The sequence below is a fragment of the Sporosarcina gallistercoris genome (assembly GCF_050459885.1).
Classification (GTDB): domain Bacteria; phylum Bacillota; class Bacilli; order Bacillales_A; family Planococcaceae; genus Sporosarcina; species Sporosarcina gallistercoris_A.
The window spans coordinates 1-19009 of the sequence record NZ_JBCMNO010000019.1 but is presented as its reverse complement, the minus strand read 5'-3'; the positions used below and the strand labels follow the sequence as shown (position 1 = coordinate 19009).

Below are 19009 nucleotides of genomic sequence, written 5' to 3'. Positions count from 1 at the left end.
CCGGGAATGCGATACCATTCTACTTATATAAAACAGCTCGTTATCTCAAATGGAGGATAGCGAGCTGTTTCGTTATACAGTAAAAACTATTTTCCCGAATTGAGAACTGGATTCAAGCATCTTGAATCCTTCGAGTGCGTCATCTAATGGCAGACTACAATCGATAATCGGTCGAATGCGATACTTTTCCGTAAATGCAAGCATTTCTCTCAACTCATCGCGGCTCCCCATCATCGAGCCGATAATTTCTTGCTGCTTATTGAAGAGTTCACGTAAATCCAAGTCAATCACGTCTTCAGTGGTTGCACCGAACACGACAAGTCTGCCACCTTTTTTCAAACACTCCAAAGACCTGTTGAATGTAGCTTTCCCGACACTTTCTATGACAAGATCGATTGTTTCGTCCTTCAACTCTTCTTTCCATTCCGCATTTGTGTCGATTGCGCGATCTGCACCAAGTTTCAACGCCTGCTTTCTCTTTTCTTCGCTTCTCGAAGTGACAATGACTCGGGCACCTGCAGCTTTTGCAAACTGGATTATGAACGTGACCACTCCACTTCCTGCTCCAGGAACAAAGACAGTATCCCCTTCCTTCACCTTGCCACGCGTTATGAGTGCACGGAACCCGGTTAATCCCGCTAATCCAATACTTGCAGATTCTTCCCAAGATAAGTAGACAGGGCGTGGTTCCAGCTGTTCCTCCGAAATCACAATTTTTTCAGCGAAAGTTCCGTTGTCAGGCATTCCTAGCGGCCCAAAGCCTTCAGGTGAGCCATCACTCTTTTCAAACCAATTAAGAGATGGGTTGATCAACACCTCCTCTCCTACAGACCATCTCGTAACACTTTCGCCTAAGGATTCCACTACCCCTGCACCATCTGAACCCAGAATCAGATCCCGTCCTTTGTTTCCTCTTCTTTCCGGTATGTACAAGTCTCTGCGATTCAGTCCTGCAGTTTTGATAGCCACCACCACTTCACCTTTTTCAGCCACAGGAGCTGGCATTTCTCCTAGTCTTAGTCCCTCATCTCCATGAATAATCGCTTTCACTGTCAACTTCCTTTCCATATCAGTATTGTTTGAATCTTTCAGTTACTTTCTTCATCATACCGTAATCCGACAAAAAGCAAAAATAAAAACACAATAGACATGAAATCCATTGTGTTCAGCTTCCATTATTTTGTTTCAGATGTTTTTTGAAGACGACACTTCAACTTAGCGAGCTCGAGTAATTCAAGGACATCTTTTTTTGGTAATCCTGTAAGTAGATTTAGTAATTCACGTTCAGCAAGACGTCGTCCCTTTCCACTGCGGTAACGAGCTTTGTTACTTGCATCCAATTGTGCATAAAGCTCATCTGTTCCTTCGTCCTGTTCGTCTGCAAAGCCATCAACTGTGATTGTTTCACGTAAGCGTTCATATAATGACTCTGCACTAGCAGCATTCGCTTGTTTAAAAGCGGAAGATTTTTTCGAGTCACCAAGAATAAGCTCGTCCGTGGATACATTGAAACGTTCAGAAATTTTAGCAACCCATGCTGCTGATGGCGCATTTTTTCCTTTTTCCCAGTCTTTAATGCGACTTGCTGATGTCCCGATAGCAGCTCCGAAAGCCATCATGGATAATCCTCTTTGCTCTCTTAGTTCCTTTAACCTAATACCGAAACCTTCTTTACTCCAGTCGTTCACAAAAATCCTCCTCTAATATCTAGTAATCCTATTATTTTTCATTTCTAGGTATTTGTCAATCTTTTATTTATTAATAAAAAACGGATCTCAATAAGGCTCTCTTTAGCGAAAGATCTATTTCAATATCCTTCCTTTTGTCTTTCATAATTTTTCTCATTTTTTTCAATGTAGGCATCGTAAATTTCTTGTAATGAAAATCCAAGCTTTTCAGCGAGCGTTCCATACTGATTCCAAAGACCCGTATATGTCTCCATATTTGGATGCTGACCAAATTGAAGGACTGCCTGATTTGTTTGAATGAACGCAGTTGTTAGAGAATCGGTAGAAGTATTAAATCGCCACTCATTGAAACTCATCAAGTCTTTGACAATTCCCAATGATAAGAGAAAATGAATGGAATCCACATATTCTTCGAGTACGATAGATCGATCCGATGATCCTTTTAAGCTCCAAAACTTAAAACATCTCGTTTCGTTTGCCAACTCGGAAAGTTCGACGAGCAACGCGAGAACCTTGTCTTCAAAAAGATTTCTTCCTGTGAGATCATGTTGTGCCTGTATGTATGAATCAAGTTCTTGCTGCATGTAAAATAATTTCTTCATATCCAATGTGTTCTCCCCCTATTGTATCTTTTTCACCCTATTAAAAGAGTTGCGATAGCGCCGGCATCTTAAGACCGATGAAGTATAAGATGACTGCCAGATCTATAAGTGCCAGCATCAGAAATCCTACCCGGAATGAGGTATGAAGCGTTTTATGGCGAAACACTTGCATTCCGAAATAAGCACCGATTCCGCCTCCCGCTATTGCCAGGAGCCAAAGAGTCTTTTCAGAAACCCGACTTTTCTTCCGTTTGGCTTGTCGTTTGTCATATCCCATTGCAATAAATGCCCAGATGGATATAAACGCGATCCATTCGATTCCGAGTGTTCCCATAAAAATATCTCCTCTCTTACTGATCAAACACGACCTTAAGATCTTTATCACTCTTTATAATAGATTTTCACGAAGAAAAAACGTCACGTTCCGAATCGATTCGGAACCGTGACGTTTAGGAAATCAATTATTTAGCAAGTGATTTCTTTGCTGTCTCAGCAAATTGAGCAAATGCAGCTGCATCTGTCACTGCAAGATCAGCAAGCATTTTACGGTTTACATCAATGCCAGCAACTTTAAGACCGTGCATAAGTGTGCTGTAAGACATACCATTTACACGAGCTGCCGCGTTGATACGTGTGATCCAAAGTCTGCGGAAATCCCGTTTCTTCTGGCGACGGTCACGATAAGCATAGTTCAATGACTTCATGACTTGTTGGTTTGCTACTCGGTAGAGACGGTGTTTAGAACCAAAATACCCTTTTGCTAATTTCAATACTCGATTACGACGCTTGCGCGTCACTGTTCCACCTTTTACGCGTGGCATAGTTCATTACCTCCTGCTATTCCTGTAAGAATATATTAGATTTGAATTCAATGGGTTTGCTATCAATAGTGATCAGCTAACCGGGCTGATGCTATTACTTCATGTAAGTAAGCATCTGACGAATACGCTTGAAATCGCCAGAAGAAACTAGTGAAGATTTGCGCAAGTGACGTTTTGCTTTAGTCGACTTGTTAGCAAAAAGGTGGCTTGTTTTAGCGCGTCCGCGCTTCAACTTGCCGCTTCCTGTTTTTTTGAAACGTTTCGCGGAACCGCGGTGTGTTTTCATTTTTGGCATGATCTGTTCCTCCTAAATCGTTTGTTCAGCTTACTTTTTCTCTGCTATTGGTGCAAGCATCAAGAACATGCTGCGTCCTTCCATCTTAGGGCGGACCTCAACTGTTCCAACTTCTTTACAAGCTTCTGCAAACTTGTCAAGAACGCGCTGACCAATTTCTTTGTGAGTAATCGCACGTCCGCGGAAACGGATGGATGCTTTCACTTTGTCGCCTGCTTCAAGGAATTTGATTCCGTTACGAAGCTTTGTCTGAAAATCGTGTTCATCGATCGTCGGACTTAATCGGACTTCTTTAACTTGGATGATCTTTTGATTCTTCCGGACTTCCCGTTCTTTCTTCTGTTGCTCGAATTTAAACTTTCCATAGTCCATAATACGGGCTACAGGAGGTTTAGCTGTCGGTGCTACCAGGACGACGTCCAAGTTAGCACGAGCAGCAATTTCAAGTGCTTCAGTACGGGTTTTAATGCCCAGCTGATCTCCATTGTGGTCGATAAGTCTAAGTTCACGGGCACGAATTCCTTCGTTCACATACATATCTTTGCTAATCGTAATCCACCTCCGAATAATATCTCGTGAATACACCTGTTTGAGCATTCTGCCCCGATTCGGAACAGCTTGCAAAACCGTTCAGCATTCTGAGCCTTCAGGTAATGAGGCAATAAAAAAAGCAGACAAATGATCATTTGTCTACCCGCAATCGCACACGTATTCACACACGTGGCTTCACTACTGTGCTAACCTCAACAACTACCGATCGGCGTCGTTCAGGTGAGAAGCGGGCAGCTCCTTCTTGTATCACAAACTGTATTCTTTAACCTTATCTACTTTATCATCGATTAGAGATAGTGTCAAGGGGTTTCATTCGAAATAAATAGCACTGTGTTGATTTACGTTACAGATGGACGCTTTCCGAGGGGCTTGTTTTCAGCCTCCTCGGTTCGCTTCGCTCCCTGCGGGGTCTTCAAACTGCGCTGATCCCTCCGGAGTCGCCATCTTTCACTTCAACCAACAGTATAGTGTTTACATCCCATATTCATTAAAAAGAATTTTGACCAGAAAGTATTAATGAGCTACGTCACTATTCAAGAGTTCCAGGAAGTCTTGGAAGCTCATGGATTCGGAGTTTTGTTCTCCGTATTTACGGACGTTGACGTTGCCTGATTCGGTTTCTTTGTCTCCGAGTACGAGCATGTATGGTACTTTTTGGACTTGTGCTTCGCGTATTTTGTAACCGATTTTTTCATCGCGGCCATCGAGGTCGACCCGGAATCCAGCAGCTACAAGTTGTTCACGGACGTTGTCTGCGTAGTCGAAGTGCGCTTCAGGTGAAACCGGAATGACTTCCACTTGGATTGGAGCGAGCCATGTTGGGAATGCACCTTTATATTCTTCGATCAAGAATGCGACAAAGCGTTCCATTGTCGATACGACGCCTCTGTGGATGACAACTGGACGGTGTTGCTTTCCGTCTTCTCCAATATAAGTGAGGTCGAATCGTTCTGGCAGTAAGAAGTCCAATTGGACAGTGGAGAGTGTTTCTTCCATTCCGATTGCCGTTTTCACTTGGACGTCGAGTTTCGGACCATAGAATGCCGCTTCTCCGTCTGCTTCAGTATAGTCAAGCCCCATGTCGTCCATAGCGTCCTTCAACATGTGTTGTGCGCGTTCCCACATCGCGTCGTCATCGAAGTACTTTTCAGTATCCGCAGGATCACGGTATGAGAGACGGAACGTGTAGTCAGTAATGTTGAAGTCTTTGTATACGTCAATGATGAGTTGGACTGTACGTTGGAATTCATCTTTAATCTGGTCTGGACGGACAAAGATATGCGCATCATTCAAAGTCATCCCACGAACCCGTTGAAGGCCTGATAGCGCTCCCGACATTTCATAGCGGTGCATAGTTCCGAGTTCCGCTATGCGTATCGGAAGGTTCCGGTATGAGTGAATGCCATTTTTGTAGATCATCATGTGATGCGGACAGTTCATCGGACGCAATACTAGATCTTCGTTGTCCATGCTCATTACCGGGAACATGCCATCTTGGTAGTGATCCCAGTGCCCGGAAGTTTTATACAATTCTACACTGCCTAAAACTGGTGTATATACGTGATCGTAACCAAGACGTTGTTCTTTGTCGACGATGTATCGTTCGATGACCCGACGTATTGTAGCGCCTTTCGGAAGCCAAAGAGGAAGTCCTTGTCCAACCTTTTGAGAGTTCATGAACAAATCCAATTCTTTACCGATTTTACGGTGATCACGCTCTTTCGCTTCTTCAAGCATTTTCAAGTGAGCTTGAAGTTCATCTTTTTTGAAGAATGCTGTTCCGTAAATACGCTGAAGCATTTTGTTATCGGAGTTACCGCGCCAATATGCACCAGCAATACTAAGTAATTTGAATTCTTTGAGCTTGCCTGTATACGGAACATGGACACCGCGGCATAAGTCGAAAAACTCCCCTTGTTCATAAATGGAAACTTGTTCGTCTTCTGGAATGGCTTGCAGCAATTCCAATTTGTATTCATCATCTATTTCTTTAAAGCGGAGTTCCGCCTCAGCACGTGACACATCATGGCGGACCACTTCCAAGTTTTCTCCGATAATGCGTTTCATTTCCTTTTCAAGTTCAGGAAGATCATCTGCAGTGATGGGTGTCGGCGAATCGATATCATAATAGAATCCATTATCGATTGCCGGTCCAATACCGAGCTTCGCATCCGGGAATTTGCGTTTTACGGCTTGAGCTAATAAGTGCGCAGTACTGTGACGCAAAATTTCAAGCGCTTCCGGAGATTGTTGAGTAATGATTGCAATCTCTCCATCTTGTTGAATAGGTGTTTTCAAATCGACCAGCTGATCATCCAGCTTGCCTGCAAGTGCACTTTTTCGCAGTCCAGGGCTAATGGATGCTGCGACATCTTCAGTTGTTGTGCCTGCAGGAAACTCTTTTACCGCGCCATCCGGAAATTTTAAATGAATTGAATTCGACATGTCAATGCACTCCCTTTATCTATTTTTGAACACAAAAAAGCCCCATCCCATAAAGGGACGAGACTTGTACTCGCGGTTCCACCCTTCTTCCTCCATTCCGGAAAAACCGGAAAGATGAAGCTTCAAGCGGCTAACGGGCCGGTGCCGTCAATAGGTACTGGAGAGCGGACTCTACGGTTCCCTATTGCTGCTCAAAGGTGGTAGATCGATGTCGTGTCCTGCAAGGTTCTCAGCAAACCCCTTGCTCTCTGTAGGCCGTTCCAACAATCATTGTCCTTGTCAAAGCATTTTATCATCGTGTAGTGCTCATTATAGTGAACATGAGCATGAAATGCAAGGGAATTATGGAAAACAATCAGTCTTTTCCAGGATTCCTGCGATTTTTCCCTGATAACAACACTGGGTCACTCATAATTTTGATACGTTCCATGATACGTGCTGCTTTGATCGGTTCTTTTTCACCTCGCTGAGAAAACGTAAGATGATGCTCCAGTTCAGACAAGGTGAAGTTTGATGTGAAAAATGTAGGCAATTGATCTGCCATGCGATATTGCAATATGGTTCCTAACACTTCGTCACGTGCCCAGGCTGTCATCGATTCAGCCCCGATATCGTCAATCATGAGAACCGCTGCTTTTTTTACAAACTCGATTTTTTCGTTGAGGGAGTTATCTTGGATGGACTGTTTGATTTCCCGCAAAAACTCAGGTAAGTAAACGACTACAGTACGGATTTGGCGACTAGCCAGTTCATTTGCAAGTGCGCCTAGTATGAAGGACTTTCCAGTACCGAATTCGCCGTGGATATAGAGCCCTTTTTCAGGCGGTACCCCAGTCTTCACATATTGGGAGATGAATTCACTGGCTTTCTCCACGATATCCAAACGGCTATTATCGTAATACGTATCCACGTCAATAAGTTGCGCTTTCATGACATCTTTTGGCATATACAAGCTATTCAGCATCTTATTAACCGCCCGCTTTTCATCGTCCAGTTCTTTTCGCGGACAACGGATATAAGTTACATCGATGATTCCCTGATTCAAGGTCAGCTTCGGTTCAAATCCCTTCATGACATTGATGCAGCCTGAGAGATTTGGACACTTGTCGCATTCGTGAGATGCTGTTGTAAACTCATAGAGTTTGTTCAAACTCTTCTCAATAACTTGTTTATCAATTTCATCTGCATGTTCTTCGATGAATTGCTGGATTTTTTCATTGGCAAGGACTTCATTTCTTAACTCATCATACCGCGCAGCGAGAGTAGGCGCGTTAATGACTCTTTTCATAGCTTCTCCGATTCGCTCCATTTAATTCACCCCGTTTCGCATAGATTCTAATTTGGCTAATAACGCTTTGCGTTTTTCTTCCACTTTACGTTTTTCATCACTATCATCTTTGTTTTCTGAAACAGCCGGTAGTATTGTTTCTTTTTTACCCTCTTTTTTATAAAACCATTCAGGCAGCGGTTCTTCCCGAGTCGGCTTTCTTGTCCCTTTGTTGGATTTACCGCCTTCACTCATCCATTTTGTATATTGAGCGTGCTCTTGTCTAGCGATTTCCATCGCTTTTTCAGCAGTATCAATCTTTTTCAGCGCCCAATGGGAAGCAATGCGCTGTGCAAAGCTTGTAGTGATTTTCATATCATTCCGTAAAAGGATATATTGCAATAATACGTTCACCACACTCATTTCCAGCCCATGCCCATTGACTAGATTTTCAGCGAGCTGGACATCGACTGGCATAGGTTCTTTTCCTGTCAGATGCAAGAGCATCTCTCTAGGTGATGTACTTTCGAAGTACGCGATGAGTTCGCGGTCTTTTGTGGGCGGTCCTTCATATACTGGCGGTAAAGCTTCCGTGTTGTAAGTTTTTTCAAGTTTTGGAGGGGTTTTTGATATGTTCATTTTATAGAAGTCCTTTGCAGCTTTTCGGAGCCGCTCTTCGGGAACTTCCAGATTCTCATCCAGTGCTATCATGATGATTTTCTGCATATCCAAAGGATTCAGAGCGTACATGAAAGCGAGCTTTGCAATGAGTTCCCTTGATATGCCGGATAATGCAGCACGCGGAACCATTTGCTCAGAAAGCCCACTCATCAACAAATCGAAATCGAACAAACTTTGTTCGAAAGGCACGCCTGTCGACCTGGTTCTAATGGATAATTCCTGATCATTTTGTAATGCATACGCATGACTGTTCACGGGTGTATAGACATCCATGAACGTTCTGGAAATTTCCGTGTACCCTGAAGTGTCACTGTGTCCTGTTGCAAATCGCGCACGCAGATCGCGGTAAGGCTGTTCTCCAATTTTACTGAACAAAAACGTCGCCAGTAACGGATCTTGGAAAAAGTCCTTTGCATCCAGCGGAGCTAGCAATTCATATACAAATGAGCGATGACCGCCTTCTGTCTTAGTGAATGTACGCAATAAGCCAATCGCTTCGAGTGAGATGCGTGCCTGAAAAATTGTCTTGAGAGGCATGGTTAAAATATTCATCAAATGATAATGATTGAATTCCCGGCTTTCCCTAACATCCGCATCCGCCAACATAGTTGCAAATAGCCCCATAGCTTCGGGGCCTGTCAACGGTTGGTACAAAAGAGTAAGAAGTTGACGATCGTAATCAGAAAATGGTGTTGATACTTTTAGCGAATACGTATCGACGGGTTGCAGTTCTTGATAAAGCATGTTCGATTTCCCTCCTTACTCTTCGGACGGCCCCTCAGAACCGTTCTTTTCACGAAGGGGACCTTTTTGCAAATTCTTCAGTTCATCTATGAACATCGTGATGTTCTGATAATCTCGGTAGACCGATGAAAAACGGACGTATGCAACTTCATCGACATCTGCGAGCCGTTCCATGACCATTTCTCCAACGTCATGCGAAGCAATTTCAGAGACGCCCCTGCTTTTCAATTCTTTTTCGATGGAGGCCACGATATTTTGTAATTCTTCCAAAGGAACAGGCCGTTTTTCGCACGCTCGAACTAGACCTCTTAACAATTTTTCACCCATGAATTCTTCACGGGTTCCTTCTTTTTTCAATATGATGAGTGGTGCTTCTTCTACTTTTTCAAAAGTCGTAAACCGATAGTTGCATTGCTCGCATTCTCTGCGTCTACGGATCGAGCTGTTCTCTTCAGCTGGTCTAGAGTCGACAACACGCGTTCCGTTGTATCTGCAAGCTGGACATTTCATAATTCGTTCCTCCGGTTTTCTGTAGTTCATCTAGTATAACAGAGAGACCGTTTTCACAACACCCGTGATAACTCGATCCACTTATGGAAATTTCTAGACGAGATTCATTTCCACAAAAAAGACTGCCGTTCCTTGCGCTCTTTCAAGCAGCAAGAAAGACAGTCTTCGAAGTGAAAATCACGCTTTTACGCTGGTACGAAGTTCTTTGGCGACCTTTTTGGTTAAGTCTACAACGCGTGCCGAATAGCCCCATTCGTTGTCATACCAAGCCAATACTTTCACTTTACGATCACCGATGACCATTGTCGACAAGCCGTCAATGATTGCCGAGTCAGATGTGTTATTGAAGTCTATTGAAACGAGCGGTTCCATTGTCAAGCTTAAGATTCCCTTCATGGAGCCTCCCATCGCTTTCTTGAACACTTCGTTTACTTGCTCTGCAGTAACATCTTTCTTCACGTCCACCACGAGATCCACAAGGGATACGTTCGGTGTTGGAACTCGAAGCGCCATTCCGTGAATTTTGCCTTCAAGTTCAGGAAGTACAAGCGACAATGCTTTGGCAGCTCCAGTTGAAGTCGGTATGATCGATTGGCCGCATGAACGCGCACGACGAAGATCTTTGTGAGGATTATCCAAGTTCTTTTGATCATTCGTATACGCGTGCACAGTCGTCATCAGACCGTTCTCGATGCCGAATTCATCATTAAGGATCTTAGCGACTGGTGCCAGACAATTCGTAGTACAACTCGCATTCGAAATGACGTCGTGCTTTTCAATATCTAATTTCTCATCGTTGACACCCATCACAATCGTGATGTCTTCGTTTTTACCCGGTGCTGACAAGATGACTTTCTTTGCACCTGCTTCCAGGTGAAGAGCTGCTTTGTCACGAGCATTGAACACACCAGTTGCTTCAATTACGATATCAACGCCAAGCTGTTTCCAAGGGAGTTTGGATGGATCGCGTTCTGCGACAAGTTCTACTCGTTTGCCGTTAACTAGCAATGCATTCTTTTCAATTACTACATCGCCATCGAACGTACCGTGGGTTGTGTCATACTTAATCAAGTGTGCTAATGTTTCGGGTGGGTAAAGGGCGTTGATCGCAATAGCGGTCACCTCATCCTCTACTATCAACTGCCTGAATACCATGCGGCCGATTCGACCGAAACCATTAATCGCTACTGATGTTGTCATGAAAAGTCCTCCCAATATGTATGATGTTATACTGTTTACTTAAATATCGTAATTAGTATAACACATTTTTGCCATTAGGAAAGAGTTTGTGCAACATTGAACAATGTTTGATTTTTCAGAACCGACTCAAATGAGCCAGTTTTGCACTATGTCATTTACTTGTCGTTCGGTTTCGGACAAATCTCCGTTATTATCGATCACAGCATCTGCGCCTTGTTCTTTAATCTTGATGGGTAATTGAGCGGCGATCCTTGAATCCGCTTCCTGCTCGGATAACTGGTTACGGCTCATCAGACGTGCTTTTTGAATTTCGGGTGTGACGGAGACAACGAGGATCTTTTCTACATAATCGTGCAGCTTGTTTTCAAAAAGTAACGGGATATCTAAAATGACGGTTTTCGCTCCTGCCGCCAGATGCGCTTCTTTTTGGGAAATGAGTTCTTTCCGGATCGCAGGATGAATAATAGCGTTCAGCTGTTCCCGCTTCTTCTCATTGCCAAAAATCAGCTTGCCCAAAGCAGTACGATTCAAAGAACCGTCTTCAGAAATGACTTCAGTACCAAACACGGTTGAAATTTCCTGAAGCACATGACTTCCGGGCTCCACAACGAACCGTGCAATCTTATCTGCATCGACAATGGGATATCCCCGATCTTTCAATAGATTGGCGACTGTACTTTTACCACTCGCAATACCGCCCGTTAGACCAATGATCATATGAAGGCTCCTTTTCAATGCTGACATTTTTTGCAGTAGGTTGAGGTGCGGTTCGCAATTTGAATGGAAGCAGTCTCCGCACCGCACCGGGGACACACTTTACGTCCATACATTTGCAGACGGTTCTGCATGGAACCCGCTTCCCCGTTACTATTTCGATAATCGGATATCGAACTCCCACCCGCTTGAATACTTTCATCCAATACAGTTACGATTTCACGGAATAACTGTCGTTTTCTTTGGATACTAATTCTTCCGGATGATCGCTTCGGATGGATCCGCATCCTGAACAGCGCTTCTGTCGCGTAAATATTTCCGCATCCTGAAATGACTTGACCATCCATGATCACTTCTTTGATCGCCTTTTTTGCATAGTTACCTTGATTCGATTTTCCGATGAAAAATTCTTCCGCACCGGGATCGAAAGGTTCAGGAGCCATTAACGTGAGCGGCGGATGATCCTGTTCACACGTCAGCAAGCGGAGTTCACCGAAACGGCGTATGTCCGAATAGACGAGAAGACCGCCATCTTCAAACTGAAAGATGGCGTGTATGTGGTTACGAAACTTTTGTTCACGGATTTCAGAGATTGCATTCACAACGAACCACGCTCCTGTCATCCCTAAATGGCTGACAAGGAGACGACATGCATTATCCTTGATGAGATGAAAATAAATATATTTACTGCGTCTCGTAACGGCTTCGATTGTGTATCCAGCTAGTTCTGCAGAGAATCTATCAATTGAAAGTCCTTTTACAATGGCTTCCTTTCCTGCAGCTTTAGAGGCAGCTACCGTTTCGGAAACAGTCACATTGCATATTGTACGTCCGCTTGCCGCTGGTGCTAACGAACGGACAACTCCTTCTACTTCCGGTAATTCCGGCATCTTGCTCCCCTCACTTCGTCTCGTACCAACTTGCACCATACGCGGAATCCACTTTTAAGGGTACATCCAGTTCCAATGCGGATTCCATCACTTCAGGTACGATTTTCTTCAGTTGTTCCAATTCTTCTTCAGGCGCTTCAAATATGAGCTCATCATGCACTTGCAGCAGCATTCGAGCTTGCAAACCTTCTGATTCCAAACGTTTGTCCATATCGATCATCGCTTTTTTTATAATATCCGCTGCTGTCCCTTGAATCGGTGTATTCATTGCAGTACGTTCTGCAAATCCTCGTAAGTTAAAGTTCGAGCTTGTAATATCAGGCAGATAACGACGACGATTCATCAGTGTAGAGACAAATCCCCGTTGCTTTGCATCGATGATAATATCATCCATATACTGCTTGACTCCGGGGAAGCTTGCCAAATAGGTGTCGATAAACTCAGCAGCTTCCTTCCTTGGGATATCCAGACTTTGTGATAACCCATAATCACTAATTCCATATACGATACCGAAGTTAACTGCCTTTGCTGCACGCCGCATGTTGGATGTCACTTCTTCTTTCGTGACACCGAATACATCCATGGCCGTTTTCGTATGAACGTCTTCATCTGCACGAAATGCATCTATCAGTTTTTTGTCCTGGGAAATGTGTGCAAGGACACGCAACTCGATTTGTGAATAATCCGCCGCGAACATGATCCAATTCGGTTCTGACGGAACGAATGCCGCACGGATCTTTCGTCCTTCCTCAAGACGGATCGGGATGTTCTGCAAGTTAGGATTGATGGAGCTTAGACGTCCGGTTTGTGTTAAAGCCTGCTGAAAACGAGTATGGATCTTGCCATCTTCATGGATTTCTTTTGATAATCCGTCGATATATGTGGATTTCAGCTTCCCGAGCTGGCGGAATAAAAGAATGTGCTCGATGATCTCGTGCTCAGGCGCTAACTTTTCCAACACATCCGCAGCCGTGGAGTAACCTGTTTTCGTTTTTTTGATTGGCGTTAACCCGATCTTCTCAAAAAGAATCATTCCAAGCTGTTTTGGGGAATTGATGTTAAATGGCTGTCCAGCCAACTCATAAATTGTCGTTTCCAGATGTTCAAGACGGCTTGTCAATTCCGTGCCGATCGTTTGAAGTGTAACCAAATCCGTTTTCACGCCAGTGGATTCCATCTTGCCGAGAATGATCGCAAGAGGCAATTCCAAATTATAATACAGTTCGTATTGCTCGTTCTGTCGAAGTTTTTCAGTAACGGTCTCAAACAAATTCCAAACGGCCACTGCTTTAGTTCCTGCATGTTGTGCAATTTCTTTGGTTTCCGGAGCTGCTTTCTTAGCTCCTTTTCCATAGACTTTTTCGTCTTTCTGGATACCGTTCCAGCCTACAGATGCAGCGGCTTCCGATACGTCATCAAAAGACAAAGACGGATTGACGATATACGCAGCGAGTGTTAAGTCGAAATCGATTCCTGTTATTTCGATGTCATTAGCGGCCAAAGCTGCAAAAAGAGCTTTCGCATCCGTCGTGTATTTTTTAGTTCCGGGGTCAGCAAGCCACTTTTTCAGTACATCATCCTGTTTCAAATCATCCATCGATACGTAGAAAACGTGCTCGCCATTCGTCATCGCAAGACCGAATAGTTCAGACGTTAAATAGTTATCGTCCATCATCTCCAAGTGGACTGCCATCTGATCGGAAAGGTCCGCTTCAGTCAACTCGCGCTTTGTTTCTACTTCGATTGCTTCGACAGGTTCAGACTCCACGCCTTCTACACCCATTTTTTCAAGGAGCGTTGTGAATTTCAATTCTTTATACAAAGTGGTCAGTTGTTCTTCGTCTGGTCCGTCGTATGACAGATCCTGTATACTGATCGTGATCGGCGCATTCACTTCAATCGTGGCCAACTGCTTACTCATATACGCCTGTTCTTCGTTATTCGTTAAATTCTCTTTCAGTTTTTTCCCGCTGATTGCGTCAAGGGACTCATATACGTGCTCAACGGATCCGTATTCCTTTAACAGTTTCAGCGCGGTCTTTTCACCGACTCCTGGTACACCGGGTATATTATCAGAGGTGTCTCCCATTAGTCCTTTCATATCAATGATCTGCAGGGGTTTGATTCCATATTTTTCTTCAATATGAGCAGGTGTATAGATTTCCATATCAGTGATCCCTTTGCGTGTAATGCAGACAGTCGTTGAATCCGTTGCAAGTTGCGTCAAGTCCTTATCCCCGGAAATCACAACGGTCTTCGCTGCTTCTTCACTCGCAGTACGGCTTAGTGTTCCGATAATATCGTCTGCTTCAAAGTTCTCCAATTCATATTGTGGAATCTTGAATGCGTTTAGCAGCTTCCGTAAGTAAGGAAATTGTTCTGAAAGCTCAGGCGGAGTTTTTTGTCTTCCACCCTTGTACTCACTGAACGTACTATGGCGGAAAGTGGTTTTCCCTGCATCCCAAGCAACGAGCACATGGGTCGGCTGTTCTTCCTTAAGTATGTTTTGAAGCATCATCGTGAATCCATATACAGCATTCGTATGGATTCCGCTGTCGTTTGTTAATAATGGCAGTGCAAAAAATGCACGGTAAGCCAAACTGTTCCCGTCAAGTAATACAATTTTTTTAGTCGCCACGTATCTCGTCCACTCCTTCATAAAAAAAACGTCGTCTCCCTCCATCTTACCACGCAGGCAGGATGAAATGAAAACGACGGGTTCCTTCTCTATTCATTTGAAATCGGATGCTGACGAACGGGAAGTTTAATGAAGAATACAGATCCTTCACCTAACTCACTTTCCACCCAGATACTGCCGTGATGTGCTTCCAATAAGTGCTTTACGATGGCGAGTCCGAGTCCAGTACCGCCTGATTCACGGCTTCGTGCTAAATCGGCACGGTAAAATCGTTCAAACACTCTTTGCAGCTTTTCCTTTTCAATACCAATACCTTCGTCCGCTATTGAAATCACAATTGAATCCTGATCTTTCTTTCCCGTGATACGGACCTTCGTACCTTGTTTGGAATAAGTGATTGCATTGATGAGTAAGTTGACGAGCACTTGCATAAGACGCCCACTGTCAGCTTCCAGCACTAATTCACCCATCTCTTCAATCTCCACCGTCATTCGTTTTTCAGCAAGCTTCCCAGATACAAGTTGTGTGGCTTCCTGGATTGTAATGGCAGCATCCACTTGAGACAAGTTCAGTGTGAATCCATGCTGTTCAATTCCTGACAACTCCAGCAGATCCGTCACAAGAGAATGCAGCCGTCCACTCTCTTTTTCAATAATCGTGATGAAATCCCTGGAAATTTCCGGATCCGAAAGTGCTCCATCCAGTAAGGTTTCAGCAAACCCTTTGATGGAAGTGACAGGAGTCCTCAATTCATGCGACACGTTTGCGACGAAGTCTTTTCGAACTTCCTCCAAGCGGATGATTTTGGATATGTCGTGAAACACCACGATGATCCCTAACCAATTGCCGTGACGCCCGATAACGGGTGCCCCGTAAACCGTCATGTCAATCGGTTTCTTATCGTGCTGAATACGGATTTGCTGTTCGTGAACTTTTTCAGATAGGAAAACATCTTCAATTAACTTTTCAACCGCTAAGGGCAATCCGATTTCTTTATAAGATTTCCCGATCGCATCAGGCGAAGAGGCATTAAATGTTTGGGCAAATACCCCATTCATCAGATTCACTGTTCCCCCTCTGCCAAGCATAAGTAAACTGCTTCCAATACTCTCAATGAGAGTCTTTAGCCGTTCCTTTTCCATCGATCTCACAATTTGAGTTTCTTGACCATTCCTTGCAATCTGGTTGATGGAAACGGCTAAATTCCCAAGATCCTTAAACTCACTCACACTTACCCTCGCTTTGTAATCCCCACTTGCAAGCTTTCTTGCTGCGAGTGTCAATTCGTCAACCGGCTTTGTGAAATGATAGATAACCCGAGAGACCGTAAACAAACATAAAATTAAGAACAGAAGTATCACTACAGTCAAATACAGAAGAAATTTCCTTTCCAAAGAGGCATCCGAATTTACATCCATAATATTGAAGAACTGACTGATAACAATCCACAATACAATTGAAAAGACAACTAGTGCAGCACTAGTTGTTAGTAGGATTCGGTGGGAATGGCCTTCTTTTTTCATGAAAACTCCTCGAATTTATAGCCGATTCCCCGCACAGTTTTTATGGACCGTGGTTTTTTCGTATCTTCTTCGATTTTATCGCGAAGGTGGCTAATGTGCACATCCACAATCCGAGTATCTCCACTAAAATCATAATTCCACACAGCCGATAACAATTGATCCCGGGATAATACACGGTTTTTGTGTTTCATGAGATAGACAAGAAGTTCGAATTCCTTTGGTGTGAATTCAAGCAGCTCTCCATTCAGTTCTGTTTGGTAGCGCTCAGTATACACGGTTAATCCGTTGATACTAATACTGTCACTTGGTTGTTTCGGTCCATTAGCACGGCGTAATACCGCCTTAACACGTGCAGTCAATTCACGTGGGCTGAACGGCTTGGTCATGTAATCGTCAGCACCAATCTCCAAACCTAATACTTTATCGGTTTCGTCCCCCCGCGCTGTCAACATAATAATGGGTGTTTCCATATTACGTTGTCTTAGATTCCGGCAGACATCGATGCCATCCATCCCAGGGAGCATAATATCCAGTACGATCAAATCAGGTTTATTTTTCGTCGCTTTTTCCAAAGCATCTATGCCGTTTGTCGCTATCAAAGTCTGATAACCGTTTTGTTTCAAGTTATAGTCAAGTAATGTACAGATCGACGGGTCATCTTCTACGATTAAGATCGTTTTCGTTGAAATCACTTCAATAGTATCCATATCAGAAATTATCCATTGATTGTGATGTGAGTTGTTTTTCTTTCAATTCAGGAGCCGCAACACTAACAGTTCCAATAATTATTTGGTCATCTGTTTCATTCACAGCATTTACAAAAATGTCAATTCTATTCTCTTCGGTATGAACTTCCTGGACTTCTAATGTGATCGTTACAGTTTCGTAATGATGCACCGGCACAGGAAACTCCAAATGTTGAGCAAGAATGTAGGACCCTGGGCCTGGTAAGTATTTAGAAATAGCCGAAGTGATGATGCCAGTCAGCATGAGTGTCGGTACAATCGGTTTTTTTACATCTGTCTGTGAAGCAAAATCATGTTGAATATAGATTGGATTGGGATCGTTTGTTAATCCTAAGTATAGAAGCAGATCTCTGTCTTCTATCTTTTCAGTCAATTTAAGTTTTTCACCAAGCTTAATCTCATTAATCCCTCTTCCGACTCTTCTCTTTTTACCAAGCATCAAAAAAAGTCCCCCTTATTTAGGTACTAACCTTCCTCCTTAAAGTTTATCATAAAACAAAAATAAATCGAGTAGTGTCTACTGTCACTACTCGATTCAAAATTTTTCAGGCAAGCACTTGCATGACCGCTTTAACGGATTCTGCTGATTTCCTCAATGCTTGTTTCTCTTCATCCGTCAACTCAAGCTCAATAATTTTTTCGATTCCATGTTTTCCAAGTATCGTTGGAACTCCTAAGTAAATCCCGTCCATTCCAAATTCGCCTTCCAGATAGGCAATTGCAGGGATAATGCGTTTCTGATCTTTCAAGATCGCTTCTGCCATCTCTACAAGGGAAGCAGCTGGTGCATAATAAGCTGATCCAGTGCCGAGGAGATTCACAATTTCAGCGCCGCCTTTACGAGTACGTTCAACTATTTCTTCGATTCTCTCAGTAGAAATTAACGACCCCAACGGGACGCCTCCAACTGCTGAATATCGAACGAGCGGCACCATATCATCTCCATGCCCACCTAATACAAATCCAGATACGTCCTTCACTGAAACGTTCAATTCTTGCGCAATAAATGTCCGGAAACGCGCCGTATCGAGAACCCCTGACTGACCAATCACTTGCGCTTTTGGCAACCCGGACTCCTTATAGACCGTATACGTCATCGCATCAACTGGGTTCGTCAAGACAAGGATCGTTGTATTAGGAGAGTGTTTCATGATTTCAGATGTTACAAACTTCATGACTTTCTGATTGGTCTGAACAAGGTCATCCCGACTCATCCCAGGCTTACGTGCAATGCCTGCTGTAATGATTACGATGTCGGAATCCTTGGTATCTGCATAATCAGCCGTTCCAATTATCGAAGCATCAAAGCCTTGGATCGGACTCGCTTCTAACATATCCAGGGCCTTTCCCTTCGTTGAATTCGCCATATCGGGAATGTCCACCAGTACCACGTCACACAATTCTTTCTGAGCAAGCAGAAACGCAGTGGTAGCTCCCGTAAATCCAGAACCGATAACAGAAACCTTTTTACGAATCATAGACATACTAAAACACCCTTTCAGAATTGGATTAATAAAAATGAACGGTGTTGATTTTCGTTGCAGGCGGACGCTCTCCGCGGGCTCAATCTCAGCAAATCGAACCACGAAGAGTTCGATTGGCCTTATTTCTGTGCACTTTACAGAAATTAAGGCCGCCTAATCGGTGCTCCTTGCGCTGCGCTTTTGCGAAACAAAAGCGCAGCGCAAGGAGC

The 19009-nt window shown here is 43.7% G+C and carries 19 protein-coding genes and 1 other annotated feature; all 19 genes read right to left on the bottom strand.

The window, feature by feature from the left end; genetic code table 11:
• Positions 1-72 precede the first annotated feature (72 nt).
• A complete protein-coding gene (locus ABE021_RS12085; RefSeq protein ID WP_430288963.1) occupies positions 73-1050 on the bottom strand; it encodes a zinc-binding dehydrogenase in 978 nt (325 codons plus the stop codon).
• Between the two features lie 125 nt (positions 1051-1175).
• Positions 1176-1688 carry a helix-turn-helix domain-containing protein gene (locus ABE021_RS12080; RefSeq protein ID WP_430288962.1) on the bottom strand — a complete coding sequence of 171 codons (513 nt, stop codon included), beginning with the start codon at positions 1686-1688 and terminating at the stop codon, positions 1176-1178.
• 119 nt (positions 1689-1807) lie between these two features.
• Positions 1808-2290: a dUTP diphosphatase gene (locus ABE021_RS12075; protein ID WP_430289020.1), complete on the bottom strand. Its 483-nt coding sequence runs from the start codon at positions 2288-2290 to the stop codon at positions 1808-1810.
• A 40-nt stretch (positions 2291-2330) separates the two neighbouring features.
• Entirely contained in the window at positions 2331-2624 is a 294-nt protein-coding gene (locus ABE021_RS12070; RefSeq protein WP_430288961.1) for a DUF1294 domain-containing protein, read from the bottom strand.
• 127 nt (positions 2625-2751) lie between these two features.
• A complete protein-coding gene (gene rplT, locus ABE021_RS12065) occupies positions 2752-3111 on the bottom strand; it encodes a 50S ribosomal protein L20 (RefSeq protein ID WP_191689099.1) in 360 nt (119 codons plus the stop codon).
• 94 nt (positions 3112-3205) lie between these two features.
• Entirely contained in the window at positions 3206-3406 is a 201-nt protein-coding gene (gene rpmI, locus ABE021_RS12060; RefSeq protein ID WP_039043978.1) for a 50S ribosomal protein L35, read from the bottom strand.
• Positions 3407-3436: 30 nt separating this feature from the next.
• Positions 3437-4003 (bottom strand): translation initiation factor IF-3, encoded by a 567-nt coding sequence (infC, locus tag ABE021_RS12055; RefSeq protein ID WP_430288960.1) that lies wholly within the window; start codon positions 4001-4003, stop codon positions 3437-3439.
• A 468-nt stretch (positions 4004-4471) separates the two neighbouring features.
• Positions 4472-6403, bottom strand: a complete 1932-nt coding sequence (thrS, locus tag ABE021_RS12050) for a threonine--tRNA ligase (protein WP_430288959.1) — start codon at positions 6401-6403, stop codon at positions 4472-4474.
• 50 nt (positions 6404-6453) lie between these two features.
• Positions 6454-6695, bottom strand: a binding site (T-box leader).
• A 63-nt stretch (positions 6696-6758) separates the two neighbouring features.
• Entirely contained in the window at positions 6759-7712 is a 954-nt protein-coding gene (dnaI, locus tag ABE021_RS12045) for a primosomal protein DnaI (RefSeq protein WP_430288958.1), read from the bottom strand.
• On the bottom strand, positions 7713-9095 hold the full coding sequence (locus ABE021_RS12040) for a replication initiation and membrane attachment family protein (RefSeq protein ID WP_430288957.1): 1383 nt from the start codon (positions 9093-9095) through the stop codon (positions 7713-7715). It abuts the gene before it with no gap.
• 15 nt (positions 9096-9110) lie between these two features.
• Entirely contained in the window at positions 9111-9605 is a 495-nt protein-coding gene (gene nrdR / locus ABE021_RS12035) for a transcriptional regulator NrdR (RefSeq protein ID WP_430288956.1), read from the bottom strand.
• Between the two features lie 177 nt (positions 9606-9782).
• Positions 9783-10805, bottom strand: a complete 1023-nt coding sequence (locus ABE021_RS12030; RefSeq protein WP_430288954.1) for a glyceraldehyde-3-phosphate dehydrogenase — start codon at positions 10803-10805, stop codon at positions 9783-9785.
• Between the two features lie 126 nt (positions 10806-10931).
• Positions 10932-11522, bottom strand: coding sequence for a dephospho-CoA kinase (coaE, locus tag ABE021_RS12025; protein WP_430288952.1), 591 nt, complete (start codon positions 11520-11522; stop codon positions 10932-10934).
• Between the two features lie 14 nt (positions 11523-11536).
• Complete coding sequence (mutM, locus tag ABE021_RS12020) at positions 11537-12409, bottom strand: bifunctional DNA-formamidopyrimidine glycosylase/DNA-(apurinic or apyrimidinic site) lyase (RefSeq protein WP_430289018.1); 873 nt, start codon at positions 12407-12409, stop codon at positions 11537-11539.
• Positions 12410-12419: 10 nt separating this feature from the next.
• A complete protein-coding gene (gene polA / locus ABE021_RS12015; RefSeq protein ID WP_430288951.1) occupies positions 12420-15047 on the bottom strand; it encodes a DNA polymerase I in 2628 nt (875 codons plus the stop codon).
• Between the two features lie 89 nt (positions 15048-15136).
• Positions 15137-16570, bottom strand: coding sequence for a two-component system histidine kinase PnpS (pnpS, locus tag ABE021_RS12010; RefSeq protein ID WP_430288950.1), 1434 nt, complete (start codon positions 16568-16570; stop codon positions 15137-15139).
• Positions 16567-17277 (bottom strand): response regulator transcription factor, encoded by a 711-nt coding sequence (locus tag ABE021_RS12005; RefSeq protein WP_430288949.1) that lies wholly within the window; start codon positions 17275-17277, stop codon positions 16567-16569. The genes pnpS and ABE021_RS12005 overlap by 4 nt, the downstream gene beginning before the upstream one ends.
• Before the next feature lies 1 nt (position 17278).
• Entirely contained in the window at positions 17279-17758 is a 480-nt protein-coding gene (locus tag ABE021_RS12000; RefSeq protein WP_430288948.1) for a MaoC/PaaZ C-terminal domain-containing protein, read from the bottom strand.
• A 103-nt stretch (positions 17759-17861) separates the two neighbouring features.
• A complete protein-coding gene (gene mdh, locus ABE021_RS11995; RefSeq protein ID WP_430288947.1) occupies positions 17862-18800 on the bottom strand; it encodes a malate dehydrogenase in 939 nt (312 codons plus the stop codon).
• Between the last annotated feature and the right edge of the window lie 209 nt (positions 18801-19009).